16 protein-coding genes, 2 tRNA genes and 1 other RNA gene are annotated in these 17,788 nt (G+C 65.2%); 12 read left to right on the top strand and 7 right to left on the bottom strand.

The annotated features are described in order from the left end of the window. Nucleotides 1-29 precede the first annotated feature (29 nt). Complete coding sequence (locus V5A19_RS02890; protein ID WP_332318225.1) at nt 30-971, bottom strand: hypothetical protein; 942 nt, start codon at nt 969-971, stop codon at nt 30-32. Between the two features lie 335 nt (nt 972-1,306). On the opposite strand from V5A19_RS02890, the gene V5A19_RS02885 reads away from it, so the two are divergent. The 9 genes from V5A19_RS02885 to V5A19_RS02845 all read left to right on the top strand — a co-directional run bounded on the left by V5A19_RS02885 (nt 1,307) and on the right by V5A19_RS02845 (nt 8,837). After that, nucleotides 1,307-2,227 carry a DUF1207 domain-containing protein gene (locus V5A19_RS02885; RefSeq protein ID WP_332318226.1) on the top strand — a complete coding sequence of 307 codons (921 nt, stop codon included), beginning with the start codon at nt 1,307-1,309 and terminating at the stop codon, nt 2,225-2,227. 109 nt (nt 2,228-2,336) lie between these two features. Further along, nucleotides 2,337-4,349 carry a UvrD-helicase domain-containing protein gene (locus V5A19_RS02880; protein WP_332318227.1) on the top strand — a complete coding sequence of 671 codons (2,013 nt, stop codon included), beginning with the start codon at nt 2,337-2,339 and terminating at the stop codon, nt 4,347-4,349. Nucleotides 4,350-4,666: 317 nt separating this feature from the next. After that, the gene (locus V5A19_RS02875; RefSeq protein ID WP_332318228.1) at nt 4,667-4,906 is read left to right on the top strand and encodes a hypothetical protein; all 240 of its coding nucleotides are present in this window, start codon (nt 4,667-4,669) and stop codon (nt 4,904-4,906) included. After that, nucleotides 4,907-5,221, top strand: coding sequence for a cell division protein ZapA (locus V5A19_RS02870; RefSeq protein ID WP_332319573.1), 315 nt, complete (start codon nt 4,907-4,909; stop codon nt 5,219-5,221). Nucleotides 5,222-5,259: 38 nt separating this feature from the next. Further along, a non-coding RNA gene (gene ssrS / locus V5A19_RS02865) (6S RNA) lies at nt 5,260-5,437 on the top strand. 4 nt (nt 5,438-5,441) lie between these two features. Further along, the gene (locus V5A19_RS02860) at nt 5,442-6,062 is read left to right on the top strand and encodes a 5-formyltetrahydrofolate cyclo-ligase (protein WP_332319574.1); all 621 of its coding nucleotides are present in this window, start codon (nt 5,442-5,444) and stop codon (nt 6,060-6,062) included. Nucleotides 6,063-6,235: 173 nt separating this feature from the next. Next, nucleotides 6,236-7,777, top strand: coding sequence for a ribonuclease Y (rny, locus tag V5A19_RS02855; protein WP_332319575.1), 1,542 nt, complete (start codon nt 6,236-6,238; stop codon nt 7,775-7,777). Between the two features lie 143 nt (nt 7,778-7,920). Continuing rightward, nucleotides 7,921-8,703: a TIGR00282 family metallophosphoesterase gene (locus V5A19_RS02850; RefSeq protein ID WP_332319576.1), complete on the top strand. Its 783-nt coding sequence runs from the start codon at nt 7,921-7,923 to the stop codon at nt 8,701-8,703. 57 nt (nt 8,704-8,760) lie between these two features. After that, nucleotides 8,761-8,837 (top strand) — tRNA-Arg (locus tag V5A19_RS02845). Between the two features lie 270 nt (nt 8,838-9,107). Here the strand turns inward: V5A19_RS02845 and V5A19_RS02840 are convergent. From V5A19_RS02840 to pdxH, 4 genes are all read right to left on the bottom strand, one after another. Further along, nucleotides 9,108-9,184 (bottom strand) — tRNA-Arg (locus tag V5A19_RS02840). Nucleotides 9,185-9,196: 12 nt separating this feature from the next. Next, nucleotides 9,197-9,637: a hypothetical protein gene (locus V5A19_RS02835; protein ID WP_332319577.1), complete on the bottom strand. Its 441-nt coding sequence runs from the start codon at nt 9,635-9,637 to the stop codon at nt 9,197-9,199. An 828-nt stretch (nt 9,638-10,465) separates the two neighbouring features. Further along, entirely contained in the window at nt 10,466-10,768 is a 303-nt protein-coding gene (locus V5A19_RS02830; RefSeq protein WP_332319578.1) for a hypothetical protein, read from the bottom strand. A 190-nt stretch (nt 10,769-10,958) separates the two neighbouring features. Further along, nucleotides 10,959-11,549: a pyridoxamine 5'-phosphate oxidase gene (pdxH, locus tag V5A19_RS02825; protein ID WP_332319579.1), complete on the bottom strand. Its 591-nt coding sequence runs from the start codon at nt 11,547-11,549 to the stop codon at nt 10,959-10,961. A gap of 267 nt (nt 11,550-11,816) precedes the next feature. On the opposite strand from pdxH, the gene V5A19_RS02820 reads away from it, so the two are divergent. After that, entirely contained in the window at nt 11,817-12,983 is a 1,167-nt protein-coding gene (locus tag V5A19_RS02820; RefSeq protein ID WP_332319580.1) for a glycosyltransferase, read from the top strand. Nucleotides 12,984-12,999: 16 nt separating this feature from the next. Here the strand turns inward: V5A19_RS02820 and V5A19_RS02815 are convergent, their stop codons facing one another. Then, entirely contained in the window at nt 13,000-13,986 is a 987-nt protein-coding gene (locus V5A19_RS02815) for a tetratricopeptide repeat protein (RefSeq protein WP_332327697.1), read from the bottom strand. A gap of 234 nt (nt 13,987-14,220) precedes the next feature. On the opposite strand from V5A19_RS02815, the gene V5A19_RS02810 reads away from it, so the two are divergent. Continuing rightward, nucleotides 14,221-15,489: a hypothetical protein gene (locus V5A19_RS02810; RefSeq protein WP_332319582.1), complete on the top strand. Its 1,269-nt coding sequence runs from the start codon at nt 14,221-14,223 to the stop codon at nt 15,487-15,489. 22 nt (nt 15,490-15,511) lie between these two features. Beyond that, complete coding sequence (locus tag V5A19_RS02805) at nt 15,512-16,507, top strand: lysylphosphatidylglycerol synthase domain-containing protein (protein WP_332319583.1); 996 nt, start codon at nt 15,512-15,514, stop codon at nt 16,505-16,507. Here V5A19_RS02805 and V5A19_RS02800 read toward each other — a convergent pair. Continuing rightward, complete coding sequence (locus V5A19_RS02800) at nt 16,472-17,551, bottom strand: glycosyltransferase (RefSeq protein ID WP_332319584.1); 1,080 nt, start codon at nt 17,549-17,551, stop codon at nt 16,472-16,474. The two genes, V5A19_RS02805 and V5A19_RS02800, sit on opposite strands and share 36 nt — an antisense overlap. Between the last annotated feature and the right edge of the window lie 237 nt (nt 17,552-17,788).

Raw genomic sequence — 17,788 nt, 5'->3', positions numbered from 1 at the left:
GCCTCCCGGCCTTGGCTCAGGGGGTGGCTTTAGCCCCGCTGGGCCTGGATCTTCAGGCTGCCGAACATCACGTGCCAGAAGGGCAGCTCCTTGCTGTTGGGCAGGGTGAAGCCGGTATGCACCGCCTGGCGCCGGAACTTGCCCTCACCCATGACAGGCTTCATAGGCGCCACCATGAGATGGAAGTGGCGCTTGGTGGGAGTGACCTCGCTGTCCATGCCGAGCTCGTAGGCCTCCCTGCGCACGTACTCGGTAAGCATGCCGTGGACCAGGCGCGGCTTGTCTAGCACCTCGCCATTCTTGCGCACCTCGCCCATGCCCCAGAACGCCAGGTAGGTATGCTCGGTGGGCATGAGCGTGGTCCCGATGCGGCTGGAGCCGTGCAGGATGTGGTTGGTCATCACCCCGCCAAAGGTGGGGAATTCCAGGCCGTGGGTGGCCAGCTTGGCACAGCAGCGCACGCCGTAGGTGTTGCCGGCCTTGTCCTGCCAGCTGGCGCGGAAGCCCACGCTGTCCTGGCTGGTGGCGGCATCGGTGGCGGTTGTGTCCACCGCCTGCAGCTCAAGCTCGCCGCCGCGCATCACGGCGTATTTGTCCCCGCAGGGGCTTACCTTTTTCATACGGGTATAGTGGCCGTCCTCGCTCCCTCGGACCATGGGCGGGACCCCGGTGATGCCCGGTGTGCCGGCAAAAGCACGGGGCATCGCAGGGGTGCCGAACACGGCGGAATCCAGCTCGCGCTTGGCAGGCAGGGCCACGAACACCCCGCTTCCTTCCTGTGTTACGTTGGCCTCTATCGGACCGCCCAGCAGCCCAATCGGCTGCTCGACCCCTTGGTGGGCCGCCGGGTAGCCGTCGTAGGGACCTTGGGCCTGGAGCTGGGCGATCTTCTCCTGCTTGGTCGCCTTTGCAGGCTCGGATCCGTGCTTCATGCCACCGGCGCACCCGGCGGTCAGAACCCCGCCCAGCATCAGCACGCCGACTGGGCGTAGGCATCCGGCCCCGAAATCTATGGGCCGAATAGGGACGTGGTCGCGTCCTCCTTTTTGCCATTTGCCTGGCCACGACGGGGGTCGCGGCCTTGCCCAGGGGTATACGACGGCAGGTTAGACGGCAGTTTTAGAGCCAGGCGGCCAGCGCCCGCGGCTAGGCCACGTGGGCTTCCGATGGGCCAGCGGCCTGGTCCGGCGAGCAAAAGCGGCTTGCCAAAAGCCCTTGAGACCCGATGCTGGCGGTAGCCGAATGCCCTGGTTTTGGGGTAAGGCTTAAGCGGAGAAACGCGTTAGCGACCTTGCAGGAGGATCTCATGCGGATCGCCAATCTCCCCTTCGCGTTGTTGGCCTGGCTGCTTACCGCTTCGGCCGGGGCCATGGAGGTAAGCACCGGGCGAACCCCCGCCGATTGCCGGTACGAGGCCAATCCCGCCCCCGCAAGGGAGGAGGTGGAAGGCTTTTTCCTGCCCAGTGATCACCTGTTCCGACCGCTTCTGGCAGACCTCAAGGAGCCCCGCTTCTACGGCCACCTCCGGCGGGTGCGCTTTCGGACCAATCCCACTCCCTCGGGGGATCGCCGGAAGATTACCGCCGGGGTGGTCGGCATGGGCAGCAATATCGGGCTGTGGAGCCAGCGTCGGCGTGGGACCTGCAATGGCTATCAGGTGGGCTTTTTTGCCGCGGCGTTTTCCCAGTTCAATATGTCCACCTCCTCGGACAACCTCATCAATACCGACTACCAGGTGGGCTTCCCGCTGACGGTCCGCAAGGGAGCCCTCTCGGCGCGGCTGCGCCTTTACCACCAGAGCAGCCATCTGGGCGACGAGCTGCTGCTGAACAACCCCGGGATCACCCGGGAGAACCTGTCCTTCGAGGCGGTGGATGTGCTCGGGTCCGTACACGGGCAACGCTGGCGGCTCTACGGTGCGGGCGCCTATCGCTTTCGGACGGAAACCGATATCGACCGCAGCTCCGCTCAGCTGGGCTTTGAACTGCGGTGGCCCCGCATGCTCACTCATACCCACGGGGTCTTCGGCGCCGATTTCCAGGCCTTCGCCGAGCAGGACTGGGCGGTGACCACAAGCCTGGTGGCTGGCCCCGAGTTCGACGTGCCTAACTCAAACCAGCGCGTCCGGATCCTGGCTTTGTACCTGAATGGTTTCATTCCCTTTGGTCAGTTCTTCAACGAAACCCGTTTGGAGAACTACGGCGTTGGGTTCCAGTTCGACTTCTGACGATCCAGGCAGGGGGCATCGACGGGCTGGGTCCCGGGTGGGATACAATCGGGCACCAGTGCAGTCGGGCTCGTTTCCCATCGTCCGCTACCGTTTGATCAAGGAAGCCATGCAAGGGCTCAATCCCCAACAGCGCAGCGCCGTGACCACCACCGACGGGCCGCTCCTGGTCCTCGCCGGGGCCGGCTCGGGCAAGACCCGGGTGATCACCACCAAGATCGCCCATCTGATCGAGGAAGCAGGCGTGCAGCCGCAGGGCATCATTGCCGTGACCTTTACCAACAAGGCCGCACGGGAGATGGTGGAGCGGGTCAAGGGCGATCTGTCGCGGGGGTCCACGCGCGGGCTGACCCTGTCCACCTTCCACCGCCTGGGGCTCAAGATCCTGCGCCGGGACATCCAGCGGCTGGGTTATCGGGAGCCCTTTTCCCTGTTCGACGTCGACGATCAAGTCGGGCTGGTGCGGGGGCTCATGCAGGAGTCGGGAGGATTCGGTGCTGTCCAGCCGGAGGAAGTGCGGGGCCGCATCTCCGGTTGGAAAGGGGATGTGGTGGCCCCGGAGGAAGCCTTGGAGCAGGCCGACGACGAGGCGGCCCTGGCTGCGGCGCGCATCTATGCTCGCTACCAGGCAGCCCTGTACGCTCACAACGCCGCCGACTTCGACGATCTCATCAACCTGCCCGTCCGCCTGTTCCGGGAGCATCCCGAGGTTGCGGCACACTGGCAGGCGCGATGCCGCCATCTCTTGGTGGACGAGTTCCAGGACATCAATGGCGCCCAGTACGCCCTCATGCGCCACCTGGTCGGGGACGCGGGGGCCCTCACCGCGGTGGGCGACGACGACCAGTCCATCTACGCCTGGCGCGGCGCCGATCCCCGGTTGCTGGAATACCTCAAGTGCGACTATCCCCACCTTCAGGTGGTCAAGCTGGAGCAGAACTACCGCTGCAGCGGCCGCATCCTCAATGTCGCCAACCACCTCATCGGCCACAATCCCCACCTGTTCGAGAAGCGGTTGTGGTCGGACCGCGGCGGCGGCGAGGCCATCCACGTGGTGGAGGCTTCCGACGCCGAGCACGAGGCCGAGCGCGTGGTGGCCTCGCTGTTGCGGCACCGCTTCCAGAACGCCAGCCACTACGGCGATTACGCCATCCTGTACCGATCCAATCACCAGGCGCGGGAGTTCGAGCGGGCCCTGCGCGACCAGGGCATCCCCTACCAGCTCTACGGTGGAATGTCCTTCTTCGACCGCACCGAGATCCGGGACCTGGTGGCCTACCTGCGTCTGCTCGCCAACCCCGACGACGACATGGCCTTCCTGCGTGCGGTGAACACTCCGCGCCGGGGCGTGGGCGCGGAGAGCCTGGAGCGGTTGTCCCAAGCCGCCGGCGAGGCCGGTGTCAGCCTGCATGCCGCTGCCTCCGATGCGGGAATACGGGAGGGTTTGCCCAAGCGCGCCGCCGAAGGCCTGAGTGACTTCGCCGCGTTAATCGAACATTACGTCGTCCGTTGCAGCGACGGCGATCCGGCCGGGGGAGTGGCGGAGCTGGTGGTGGAGGCCGGCTACCGGGACTTCGTTACGGAGCGGGCCGACAGCGACAAGGATGCCGAGCGCCGTGGGGCCAACGTCGACAACCTGCTCAACTGGCTGGCCAGCTTCGACGCCGAGCAAGGAGATGAAGGCACCGAGGATCCCTTGGCCGCCTTCGTCCGCCGGCTCACCTTACTTTCCGCCCTGGACCGCAAGGACGAGGAAGAGGCCTTCGACGGCGTCCACCTGCTCACCCTGCACGCCGCCAAGGGCTTGGAGTTCCCCTATGTCTACCTGGTGGGTATGGAGGAGGAGATCCTGCCCCACCGCAACAGTCTCCAGGCGGACACCCTGGAGGAGGAACGTCGCCTCGCTTATGTGGGGCTTACCCGTGCCCAATATGGGCTGACCCTGTCCTGGGCCCGGCGCCGGCGCCGCTATGGTGAGACCCTCGAGTGCGAGCCTTCCCGCTTCCTGGACGAACTGCCCGAGGCTGAGCTCACCTGGCATCGACTGAACGGCGAGGACCCCGAAAAAAGCGCCGAGCTGGGCGCGGCCAGCCTGGACCATATGCGCCAGCTCCTGGACTAGCCGAACCCATCCCCTGTCGTGGGGTCCTAGGCGGTAGCGGGCCCCGGGCGCCCTTGCTCCGAGATTGCTTTATTGCCGCCCGGTTATGGGCCACAATAGAGCTTCAGGGGCGGAGCCAGTGGCCAAGCGGCCCGTAAATAGGCGTTGGCCGCCCTGTCTGGCCAGCTGTAAGACCCCCAGTGCCTGGCGGCTCGATCCAGCTCTCCCAACCGGGCTGGGCCAGCCGGGGTGAAATAAGGCGTCGACCGCTGCCCGGTTACGCCGGTTCCATGGGGAAGCGGGGGCAGGCAGCGTGCACCGTTGCGTAAGGGGAATACGTGCTTGATAGGCTGGCGCAGCTCGAGGCCGAGCTGGGCCGATTGGCTCGCGAGATGGAGGCGCTTCGTGCGGAGAGGGATCGCCTCCGAAACGAGGTCGAGGAGGCCGAGGTGCTCCGCAAGAAGGTGGAGCACCTGGAGCGGACCAATCGCGATCTGGAAACGGAGCGCCACCAGCTTCGTGAGCGGGTGGATAGTCTGATCGACCGGGTCGATTCCGCGATTGCGGGCGGCGAATGAATGAGCGAAGGTAGCGATACCGTCCCCATCGTCATCCTGGGAAAGGAGTATGCGGTTCGCTGTCCCCCAGGCGAGCGCGAGCGGCTTGAGCAGCTTGCCCGGTTTGTGGACGAGCGCCTGCGGGAAGTGCGAGAGTCCGGGGCCGCCTTGGGAACCGATCGCATCGCTGTACTTACCGCCCTGAACATCGCCAACGAGCTGTTTGACCTTCAACAGCGACATAGCCAGGAAACGGAGGAAGCCGGCGCCCGCACCTCGCGCATGCTGGAGATGGTGCAGCGGCTGCTCGACGAAGAGCCCGACCGGACGGGGTAGGCAGGAGCGCCAGCCGGGAAAACACGATTTTTCGAATACATCCCCTGCGGTGTTCGCCGACGCCGAAGCGTAACTTGAACCAACACTTTTGAACCCAGGGAGCCCCCACTTGGCGTGGAAGAGAACCCGCCTGCCGGGTTCCGGAAGCGCTAACGGGGCGCCCACTTGTTGAGATGGGGTTCAAATACGCGGCGAAGCGACGTCCGCGGGGGATGTTTTTATGCATAACGAATCGGCTGCGGCCAAGAAGCAGCGTATCCGGACCGAAGTGCGCCGGTCCCGGCGGGACCTGGCTCCGCGTCAGGTCCGGCAGCGCAGCGAAGCGGCCGGCCGGCTCGTGGCGCGAACCGGCGCCTTTCATCGCGCCGACAAGCTCGCCTTCTATCTGCCCAACGATGGCGAGCTGGATCCGCGGCCCCTGATGGAGCGGGCCCGCGCCCTCCATAAGCGGTGTTACCTGCCCGTCATCGACACCATGCTGGGAGAGCGGCTGGCCTTCGCGCCGTGCCAGCCGGATACCCCCTTGCGGCCCAATCGCTTCGGTATTCCCGAGCCCCAGGTTCCCCGCCGGTCCTGGGAGACCCCGCGCATGCTCGATGTCATCTATGCTCCCCTGGTCGCTTTCACCCCGGAAGGGCATCGATTGGGCATGGGCGGCGGTTTCTACGACCGCACCCTGGAAAAGCGCCGCCACTTCAAGGCCTGGCGTCGGCCGCGGGTATTCGGCCTGGCCATGGAATTGCAGAAACGCGACTGGCTGCCCACCGAGGAGTGGGATGTGGCCATCGATGGCATCGCCACGGAAGCCAGGTTGTATCCCGACCTGGGCGGATTCCGCTAGGGCGGAGGCGAATGAATGCCAAAGGCTTGTTAATTGCCGGGGGGAATGACTTGGGGGAAGGCTATGCCAGGTCGTTTGGTTCGGGGTTGGGGAGTGGAACGCTGCGCCCTCCTTTACGTCCGAGCGGGTGAAATTCGGCGGGGCGGAAAAGCCAATGACGTGGAGGATAAAGCGTGGAATGGATAATCGGAATCGTCCTCGGGCTCGCCGCTGGCAGCGGGTCCGTGGGCGTTGCCATGCAGATACGGCTGTCCCGGCTGCGCCAAAATATGGAGCGGCGGCTGACGGATCAGCGCCATGAGCTCGAGAAGGAATTCGACCGACATGTTCAGGAGCAGGTGGCATCCCGGGATCAGGAGGCCCAGCAGCGCTTCCAGCAGGTTGAGGGACGCGAGCAGGAGCTCGAGGAGCGCGAGCGCCAGAGCCGGGAGCGCGAGGACAAGGTGGTCCGCAAGCTGGAGGCCCTGGACGAAAAGGAGACCCATCTGGTTGAGCGCGAGAACCGGCTGGAGCAAACTCAGAAGGACCTACAGCGCGAGCGCGAGGAGCTCCAGCGTCTGGAAGAGGAACGCAAGCGGCGGCTGGAGGAGGTCAGCGGTTACAGCCTGGAGCAGGCCCGTCAGGAGCTGGTCGCGGTCCTCAAGGAAGATGCCCGCAAGGAAGCGGACCAGTACGTGCGCGAGGTGGAGGCCGAGGCCAAGGCCAACGCCCAGGCCAAGGCCAGCGACATCATGGCCACGGCCATTCAGCGCTGGGCCGGCGAGTACGTGGCCGAGCGAACTGTGTCCGTGGTCAATCTCCCCAGCGACGACATGAAGGGCCGCATAATCGGCCGGGAAGGCCGGAACATCCGGGCCCTGGAGCGTGAGTTGGGGGTGGACATCGTAGTCGACGACACCCCCGGCGCCGTGGTGGTCTCCTGCTTCAATCCCATGCGCCGCGCCATTGCCGTGCGGGTCCTCGAAGAGCTGGTGGAGGACGGCCGAATCCATCCCGAGCGCATCGAAACCGCGGTAAAGAAGCAGCAGGAGGCCATGGAGACCGAGATCAAGGAGGCCGGCGAGAGCGCATTATTGGAGGCTGATGTGCACGGGGTTCCGGAGGACCTGGTGAAAATCGTGGGACGGCTCAAGTTCCGCACCAGTTACACCCAGAATGTCCTCCACCACTCCATCGAGGTGGCGCATTTCGCCGGCATCATGGCCTCCGAGCTCGGCCTCGATCCCGAAGTGGCGCGCCGGGCCGGCATCCTGCACGATATCGGCAAGGCAGTGGACCACGACCACGAGGGAGGCCACGCTCCCATCGGCGGCGATCTGGGCCGGAAGTACAAAGAGGCCGATGAGGTGGTCAACGCCATCGAGGGCCATCACTTCGACGTCGATGCCATCACCCCCTACACACCGCTGATCCACGCTTCGGACGCTCTGTCGGCCGCCCGTCCCGGGGCTCGTCGCGAGCAGATGACCAGCTACATCAAGCGCCTTGAGGACCTCGAGGCCATTGCCGGGCGTTTCCCGGGCGTGGCCTATGCCTACGCCATGCAGGCCGGCCGCGAGCTGCGGGTGATCGCCAAGCAGGAAGAGATGGACGACCAGGGGGCGTTCATGCTGTCGCGCAAGATCGCTCACGAGGTCGAGGACGAGCTCACCTATCCGGGCGAGATCAAGGTCACCGTGATCCGCGAAACCCGGGCCACCGAGGTGGCGCACTAGGACGCGGTTGCAAACGGGCGAAACTTTCCCCGGCCGTACCCATCAAAGCCTCATCCAGAAGGGACCGCAACGCCGGTCCCCTTTTGCTGTACCGGAAAGCGGTCGGCAAGGGCAGCACGTAACGCACCAGGGAACCCAATCTGATGAATATCCTTTTCGTCGGCGACATCTTCGGCAAGCCGGGCCGGCGCGTCCTGCGGGACCATATCGACAGGCTCCGGCAGGAGCTCGAGGCCGATCTGGTTATCGTCAACGGCGAGAACGCCGCCGGAGGCTTCGGCCTAACCGAGGAGATGGGCGAGGAGATCCTGGCCAAGGCCGATGTCATCACCTCCGGCAACCACATCTGGGACAAGAAGGAGACCCAGCCCTACATCGGCCGCCAGCGTCGCCTTCTCCGGCCCCATAATTACCCGGCCACCACCCCCGGGCGCGGTTGGTACGTCTTTGAGTCCGCCACCGGCCACGCCGTGGGTGTCCTCAACCTCATGGGTCGGGTCTTCATGGACCCGGTGGACTGCCCCTTCCAGGCCGCCGACCGGGCCCTCGCCGACAAGCCCGAGAATGTCAAGACCGTGTTCGTGGACATGCACTGTGAGACCACGTCCGAGAAGTGGGCCATGGGCTGGCACCTGGCCGGTCGGGCGAGCGTGGTGGTGGGCACCCATACCCACGTGCCCACGGCCGACGAGCGCATTCTCAAGGGTCACACCGGCTTCATCTCCGATGCGGGTATGACGGGAACCTATGACTCGGTCATAGGCATCAAGAAGGAGAACGTCCTCAAGCGCATGGTCCACAAGCTCCCCGAGCGCTTCGAGGCAGCCAGCGGTCCGGCCGAGCTCAACGCCATCCTGGCCCAGGTTGACGAGGAAACAGGCGCCTGCACCGGCATCCGCCGCGTCCGGGTGGACGAGGAGGGGTGAGCCGTCTCCTGCTGGACAGGAACCCCGTCTCGGGGCTACCCTTTCCAGCCTCAATACGCGCGATTAGCTCAGTTGGATAGAGCGTCGGCCTCCGGAGCCGAAGGTCGCAGGTTCGAGTCCTGCATCGCGCACCAAATTATCAGAAACTTAAAAAGCCCGACCGCAAGGTCGGGCTTTTTTTGCCCTGATTGGGGCCTGGGAGTAAAGCGCCGGGGTTTGTTCCCAATTCGGTCGGCTTCGATGGATCAGCTGCGAAGCCAGCCCAGGCCAAGATAGCCCATGGCACCATTTGGGGTACGGTGATCAGGAATCCGGAAGGTGTCGCCGTTTCTTGGCCAGTTACCCGACCAGAGCGCTCAACCAGCCCAGGAAGGTCCCGGATCCCATAAGTCTTCCAGACCGTTTGGTGCGCCCGGCAGGATTCGAACCCGCGACATCGAGATCCGAAGTCTCGCGCTCTATCCAACTGAGCTACGGGCGCTTGCCTGCGAGCTTAGCCGGGTTCTTCGGCGGCGACAAGCCCCACCTGTTTTAGCCGAATCTGGACCAGCTGGGGAGCGACCTGGAGGGTTCTGGCCAGAGCCTCCGGGTCCCGGATCCCTCGTTCCCGAAACAGATAGGTCATAACCGCTACGGGCATCAGGATCTGCAAAGCCTCCCCCTGGGCTTGTGCGTCGGGATTCTCGGGGGTTTCGCCACGGACCACCTGAAGCAGGCGTCCCATGGCGTGAGCAATCCGGAGGCGCTGATCCTCGCCGGATTCCCCCAAGGGAACACGGAACTGGACGCCGCTCCCTGCCTTGCTCTCGATCTGGGTCAGGCCCTCGCCATCGTCTCCGCGCACCACCTCCACGCCCCAATGGCTGGCGATCCGTTCCACATCGACGGGGACCCGGTTGTCCCAAAGATCATCCAAGAGTTGATCCGCGTCCATGGCCTACTCTTTCTTCGGTCCTCGGTGGCTAAGTTGGCGGAGTCAGCAAAGGTGCAACCCGGGTAAACCCGCCTGGAAAATGCTCCGTGGGTAGCCGGGATTTTGTTTCTAGGTGCCCCATACTGGTGATTTGAGCATTGGCCAACCGTGAGCATGATTCCCCTAATTACGGGCTCGGCGAGCTTTGGACTGAATGTTGGAGGCGATTCGGTCCGCCGCCCGAGCCCGCCAATCGATTGCGGCTAGGAAGGGCTCCCAATCATCTCCGGGTTTATAGCCCGCTTCCAGCGCTTCCTCCCAAGCCGCCTCGGCAAGGGTGTCCGCCAAGTGGCGAGTGACGCTATTGCCCAACATTTCTTGGACTTGGTCCCCAAGGTCGGTGGGCGAATGGACGATAGCTTTCAACCGGTTTCCCTCTCGAGTGGTTCACGATGCCTGAGGATAGCCCGGAAATACCCTTTCGGCCCAGTTCGCCCGCGGGGCAGTGGCCGGCGGTCCCCGTGCCCGGCGGGGCTCTGGCCACTGCGGGTGAATGATCTCACCACAGGTAATCCGCAAGGAGGGGAGGGAACCCTTTCGAGGGGGAACCAGCGTGGCGGTAGACCGATACCTTGGCGTGGCACGGGGAGGTGGTGCCTATTCCCTGGCAGATCGTTTTTCAATTTTAATTTCAGCTAGTCGGTGTTTTGTTACCGGCACCAGGCCAGAATCCGAGGAAGTCGGGCGTGCATGCTAACGCCCAACCCGCGGTCGGGGAGAAAAGACAATCCTCGATGCCGGCGTGATTGAGGATGGTACGGTGTGTCGGGACCGGCTGAGCGAGCCGGGCTAACCGGAGACACAGCGCTCCAAATCCAGGATGGCCTTGAGAAGCTGGTCGTGGTTTTCCGAGCTGTCCTCGTGGCGTTTTTGGAGGCTTTCGTGGCTCTGCTCCATTTCCGCTCCGCCGGCGCCCTGCTCGTGACGCATGATTTCCAGCCGATGCCGTTGGATGGTCGCCTCGTGGCGATAGATCTGGGCCTCTGCCTGCCGGAGGACAGCGAGGGCGTGCATGTGCTCGGCGCTCCACCGGAAATGGTCCTCGGCGTCAATCTCGTGCTCGGCATGGGCGTTCTGATGCTCTTGGCTCATGGGATAGCTCCTTCGATCGGGCTTTGGGGAGGGGTGGTGAAGTTTCCTCTTTGCCTAGATTGCGGCGTCGGTCAATCCGGGCAGTCCCCCGAGCGTACTGCAACCTAAGCGCCTAGCCGGGTCACCCCCGGAGCGTCTTTGCCTCCCGGACCTCGTGGAATAGGGAAGGGGCGCCTGGGACGGGGGCCGGCTAGGGGTAAAGGCGCTCAGCTTCCCAGCCTCCGCCTTCTTGGCGATGGTAGGCGATGCGGTCGTGCAGCCGGAAAGCGCGCTCTTCCCAGAACTCGATCCATTGGGGAAAGACCCGATAGCCGGACCAATAAGGGGGTCGGGGGATCGCCCCCACCCCGAAGCGGACCGAGTAGCGCGCCGCTTCTCGCTTGAGCTCGCTGCGGCTCGCCAAGGGTTGGCTTTGGTGGGAAGCCCAGGCTCCGATCTGGCTGCCTCGGGGCCGGCTGGCGAAGTAGGCGTCGGCCTCCACCTCGCTGACCGGTTCCACCGGGCCCTCTACCCTCACTTGGCGGCCCAGAGACTTCCAATAGAAGCACAGGGCGGCCCGGGGGTTGGTTTCTAGCTCCTGGGCCTTGCGGCTTTCCAGATTGGTGTAGAACACGAAACCTTGCTCGTCCGCTTCCTTGAGCAGGACCATACGCACCGAAGGCAAGCCGTCAGAGTTGGCGGTGGCCAGGCTCATGGCATTGGGATTGACGGACTCGTGGGCCTCGGCCTCCCTTAGCCATTCGTGAAAACGTGTGAGCGGATCGGTCTGGGGCTGCGTCATGGGTAGGGAAGCTATCATTGTACCGGTTTGGCCTCTACCCCGGGTACTTTTGTTCGGTTGATCCGTTTCCCGGGAGTTCCAAGCGGCTCGGCTGGGCCTCCGGGGCGGAAGCATTGAGGCAAAGGTGGCCTTACCTCTCGACCTGTCGGTATGGCCCGGGCATTTTGGGGGGCCATGTTGCGCCCCTTGACCGCCCGTTGTTGCCGGAGAAGGATCCCAGGCCCGTGGGGCGGCTCCTGAACCGCTTCGGCCAAAACAGGGAGGCTCATGCAGATCCTGATCGAGCTGGTTGCCGGACTGGGGGCCGCTGTGTGGGTGGGCCTGTGGGCCTTCCCGGGACAGCCCTGGCGTGCCCGGCCGCGGTTGGAGGCCGATTCCGAGATGGCTGGTGCCGACTTGAGTGATATCACAGCGGTTATACCGGCCCGGGACGAGGCGCCCTATATCGGGACGGCGTTGGCTTCCCTGGCCGCTCAGGGGGAAGGCCTGGCCATTGTAGTGGTTGACGACCACTCCCGGGACGGCACCGCCGAGGCGGCCCGAGCGGCGGGAGAGGCGGAATTGGCGGTAGTGCCCGGGGAACCCCTGCCCGAAGGCTGGTCGGGTAAGGTCTGGGCCCTGGAGCAAGGCCGGGCACGAACCTGGGGACGGTATCTGCTGCTCATGGACGCGGATATCGAGATGGCCCCGGGAATGCTGGCGGTGCTCCGGGACCGGCTGGAGCACGAGGGGGCCGGACTGGTATCCCTCATGGCCGCCCTGCGCACCGAGGGAAAGTGGGAGCGCCTGCTGATCCTGCCCTTCCTGTTTTTCTTCCGGGTGCTGTACCCTTTCGACCGGGTGAGCCGGAGGGACTCTCGGGTGGCGGCCGCGGCGGGGGGCTGCCTCCTCCTGGACCGCCAGGCCCTGGAGGATGCCGGTGGCTTCGCCCCCCTCCGCAGCGCCGTCATCGACGATTGCGCTTTGGCCCGGCGCATCAAGGACCAGGGCTACCCCTTGTGGCTGGGCTTGACGCGGTCGGTGCGGAGCCTCCGCCCTTACCAACGGCTGGGGGAGGTGTGGGCCATGGTGGCGCGCACGGCCTTTACCCAGCTGGGGTACTCGGCCGCCCTACTGGGCTTGGCAACCTTGGCCATGGCGGCTGTTTTCTGGGGACCTTCGCTGGGCCTGGTCTGGGGTGTGTTTGGGGGCCAGTTCACCTGGGCGATCGGCGGGGCGCTGGGGATTCTTGCCATGGCGGCCGTGTATAGCCCCACCTTGGCCTTTTATGGGCGGTCCCGGTGGTGGTCTTTGACTTTGCCCTTGGCTGGTACCCTTTTCCTGGCCATGACTTGGACGTCGGCCTGGCGGTACTGGCGAGGTGTGCGCTCCCGTTGGAAGGGGAGGACCTATGGCCGTAGCGTTACCGGCCCCTCTGCAGAGGGGGATCGCTGAGGGAGGAACGCTGGGCTTACAGGCCCGCCTTGAGAGGTTCCAGGACTGCCTCGGCTCGGGGGTGCTCGGGGGCACGGTTCAGGGCGTTGCGCAACGCGGTGCGGGCGCGGCCGATCCGCCCTTGCTTTTCCAGGACTTGACCCAGCAATACCAGGGCGTCCGCGCGAGAGGGTTGTTCGGGTGCTGAACCGCGCTCTAGATAGGTATGCAGCCGCTCCTCCGCCTCCTCTAGCCGGCGGTTGGCTTTTTCCGCGGTAAGGGCGAATTCGTAAAAGGCCACCCGGTCCGGCTGGTCGGCGTTCATACGGTCCTCGTAGACGGCGAAGGCCTCCTGGTAACGCCCTTGATTCCGCAGGAGCCCCGCTAGCCAGCGATGAGGGGGATTGCGGTCGGGGGCGATTCGGGTCGCCTCGCGATAAAGGGACAGGGCCTTGTCCGGGTTCCCCGCCTGTTCCTGCAGCAAACCACGGGCCCGCAGACCCGCTACCTGATTGCGCTGGGCCACCGCCTTGGCTTGGGCTTCCGCTTCCGCCCGGGAGCCACCGAGGACACCGGGAGCCTGGAGGGTGTACATGACCAGGGCGACTCGGGCGTGGACGTGGTCCGGATCGGCTTCAACCGCCTTCTTGAACTCTTTCTTGGTATGGCTGGCGAAGTAGGCGCGCTGGAAAATGTTGGCGTGCTTGGCCCGCTCTCCGTAGGCCCGTCCCAGCCAATAATGATGGTCCGCTTGGTCCCCAGCCTTTTCGACGGCCTGTTGCAGGAGATCCACCGCCCTCGCCCGCTCGTGGTTGTGCAAGGCAATGCGACCGAGGTAGTAGGGGATCGTGCTTTTGTCGGCGCTGTGGCTTCGGGCCTCTTTCAGGCGAGCTTGGGCTTGTTTGAACTTGCCTTGCTGGAAAAGGGTCCGGGCCTGATCCAGGGAACCGGATCCGGCTTGGGTCGGGGCCGGAAGAAGGAAAAGGGCGAATAAGACTGGCAGGATCCAGGAAGTTGGCTTCATCATACCTATCAGGGTGACCGCAATGGCGGGTGGAGGAAAAGCAGCCAAAGCTGCCAAAAGGGCAGAGAAAGATCCCTTCTGCTTTCGTAGATGGCAGACGCCAGTGCAAGTTCCCGATTCGGTTCGTACGCGCAGAAAGGCCCCCTCCCCATGGCGATCCGGTCCCGAAGGCGACTGCCTCGATTGCCAAGCTCGATTGGGCGATATGCTACGAAGCTGTTGCTGGATCTGATCTTGCATCGTCAGCACCTCATCCATTGTTCTGGCCGCGGCCACTATCGGCCAGGGCGGCCCACCCTGATCATCACCAACCACCGCCGCGACACCGACGGTCCGCTGGTGGCCACCATGCTGCTCGCCCGCAAGGGGCTGCGCTTTACCGGGCCTCTCCCGCATTTCGTCGCCCGGGAGGACCTCATGCGGCCGGGGTTCCTGCGGCGGTATATGACTTCCTGGCCGGACTGGATTCGGACCCTTGTGGGTTGGTTTTCGCTGGCGCGATTCGTGCGGGCCATGAATGTCCACCCCATGCGCCGGTTCTCCGAGCAGACCCTGGGCGAGGTCCTGGATGATGTCTACCAGACATTCGGGGACCTTCCCTTGGACGAGGTGCTCAAGCCCGCGTGGGTTGCGCGGTTCCGACGAATGAGCCCAAGGGAGGATGGGCCTCACCGGGTTAGGGAGGCCCGATCACGGCGGTACTGGTCGGTGCTGGAGTCGCCCTACGGCCTTCGGCGGCTGAATTTGAGCTTCTTCCGTCGCCTCAAGCCCTACGAGCGGCAGACGGTGGTGGCTCAGATCGGCGAGGTAGCCCAACAATTGCAGCAGGGGCAACCGGTCCATTTCGTTCCGGAGGGAGCCATATCCCCGGACGGGCGATCGGGGCGGTTTCGAGAAGGCACCCACCGACTGCTAAAGGCAGGGGGGCCGGATCTCGCCGTGCTGCCCCTGGGAATCCTGTACGACGATGTAACCCTCCAGCAACCGCGTATTTTCCTAGTAATGGGGGAAGAGCTTCACGGTGTGCGCGGCAGGGACCGGGCCGAGTCGGAGCGCGAGCTTCGGGAGGCCCTGAGCGCCCGCCAGGTCCTGACCCTCTCCCAGGTCGCTAGTGCCCTGCTTCTCGACCGGGCAGCCCCGGAGCGCAATGTGACTGCCGCCGAGCTTGACTGCCAGGTCGCCGGGCAGGCTGAAACCTTGCAGGCCCTGGGTTCCCCCTTGGATCCCTTGCTGGAGGAATCGGCACGGCGCAGGGATCGGCTCGAGGGCTTCCTTGGCTTCTGCCTGCGCTACAATCTGATGGTTGCCGAGGGCGGAGGCTACCGGCTGCGCCCGGAGGGAGTAGGGCAGCCCGATCCCTGGAGTCCGGCGGGACGTCTCCGTTACGCGGCCAACGAGTTTGCCGAGCTGGCTGCCTTCTGGGGGCATCCCGACTTTCGATCCGCGAGCCCGCGCGGTTCTCGGCCCGGGGACTCCATGACGGCCATCGCCCCCCATGCCTGACTGGTCATCCCCGAGGTACGACGTGGACCGTCACCCCCAATGGCCCCGGTGGCTTCGGACCCTGCTGCAGCCTTCGGTGCTGCTGCCCACTCTGCTGGCGGGTGCCCTTTTGGCCTTTGTCCTGAGCATCTCCGACCTGCCCCAGGTGTTTGGTCGCATTCGGGAAATTAGCGCTGTGGCGGTTCTGCTGTGTGCCGGTTGTGCCGTCTATTACCTGGTTCTTAAGGGGCTAGTTTTCCGACTACTGCTGCACGGGCTGGGATTCCCGGTGCCGTGGCGGCCCTTTCTCTTGGCTTATGCGGTGGGGGAGATGACCTTGCAGCTCCCGGCCGGGACCTACGCCTCCAACTACCTGCTGAGCCGCATGGGCCAGGCCCAGCCGGGACGCTCGTCGGCGGCAACCACGGTTCTACTGATCCTGGAGACGGTGGTGGTCATGGCGGTGCTGGCGGCCCTGGGGATCCCCGGGTGGCAGTGGCTGCAGCCCGCCCTGGTAGTGCTTATCGGGCTCCACCTGGGGGTGATGGCGTTGGTGGTGACCTCGGTGGCGCTGCGCCGGCGGCTGGACGGCTTCCGAGGGCGGTTCCTCGGACCCATAGCCCACGGCCTGCTGGATCTGGTCAACGGCCTGCGTGCCCTGAGCACCGTCCGGTACCTGGGCCTGGGTACGCTGTTGACCCTGGTCTATCTGACCGGTCTCGGGGTCGGGCTGGCCATCATCGGGCGGTCCCAGGGCCTGGACCTGTCCTTCCAGCAGGGCTTGACCATCTATTTCGCCGGCCTGCTGGTTACCCTGTTCTTGGGCAGCGTGCTCACCCAGATGGGGCTTATCGAGGCGGTGGGCCTGGGCGCCGCTCAGGCCTGGGGCTACGGGATCAACGAGGGCCTGGCCGCTGTCCTCGGCTTCCGCCTCGTATGGATCGGCTCGGTCTGGCTGATCTGCGGCACCCTGGCCTTCCTGCTGCGGGGCGAGCTCAAGGGATCAGTCGGAGATGGCGTCCAGGAACCGCCGAACTGAATCCTCAGGCGGCCGAATGCGAGGTAGGCCCGGGTATCGCTCGGCCTCGGCGACGTCCCTGGGCAGGTCCAGGTCGTTCTGACTGACGGCGTAGGTGTGGCCCCGGTGGCAGTGGTAATCGGCCAGGTGCTCCTGCTCGCTCTGGCCCGGCGTGGGCACGAACAGGGCCGGCTTGTGGAGCTGGGCCAGCTCCATCAGTGTGGTGTAGCCCGAGCGGCAGATCACCAGGCGGGCCCGGTTCATCATCGCCTGCTGGTCCTGGCGGTTAAGGTAGTTGTAGATGACCACCCGGTCCTGGTCGGGTTTCCTGGTCTCGCTGTCGGGCTTGCCCAGGGCCACCACCACCCGCCCCGGCAAGTCGGCTACCTGGGCCAGGACCCGCTCCTCAAAAAGAGTCCGCTGCGGCTCGGCGCCCGAAATACTGATGAAATAGTCTACCCCCGTTTGCCCAGCCTGGGCCGACACGCTTGATAGCGCACCGATGTAGCGCAGCCGGTCGCCCCAGTCGCAGGACAGGTCGTGGGCGAGCTCGCCGGACAGGCCGTTTTCCGGCTCGTCCGGGACCAGGATGCGCCGGGCCCGCGACAGCAGCCCCTTCTGGGCGCACTCCACCATTTTTTCCAGGTAATACGGCCGGCCCGGAATGATCTGGCGCAGGGAGTGGAAGACGTAGTAGCTGGGCACCTCCCGCAGGGCCACCCCGAAGCGGCTGTCGGAGACGATGCGGTCGATCCCCTTGCGGGCCACCAGGGCCCGGGCGAAGCGGCGCTCGCGCACGAAGGTGGCGAACACCAGCGGCAGGGCTAGGCTCATCTTGACGTAGAAGGCCGCCGGCCGGCGGCTCAGCGGCTTGGGGATGTCCCGCAGCTCCACGAGCTCGCAGCGGTCGCCGATCTCCTCCTGCAACAAGCGCAGGGCTCGCCCGGTGGATAGTACCACCACCTCGTTATTTGCTTCGAGCAGCCCGCGGATGAGCACTAGATCGCGGGTGGCGTGGCCCAGGCCCCAATCGTGTACCGCGAAGAGGATCCGTTGGCCGGTCATGGCGCTTCCGGTTGGGTGGAAAGCAACAGGTGGCCCCGGGCCGGCGCGGCCGGTCCGGGGACCAGTCTACATGCGGCCGGTCCCGCGGACACCCGGGGCCGGCTTGTTCGGTTAGCGGGTGTCACTCGCCGACGTATTGGCCCTGGGCGGAGGAAGCCGGCTGGCTGTCCGCGATCCCCTGGCGCAGCCGGGCGGTGATGCCGGCGGCGTCGAGGCCGTACTCGGCGAGCAGGTCGG

Origin of the sequence: Thiohalorhabdus sp., assembly GCF_036628635.1 — a bacterium.
Taxonomy (GTDB): domain Bacteria; phylum Pseudomonadota; class Gammaproteobacteria; order Thiohalorhabdales; family Thiohalorhabdaceae; genus Thiohalorhabdus.
The sequence above is the reverse complement of the archived record's forward strand: the minus strand, read 5'-3'. Positions and strand labels throughout refer to the sequence as shown.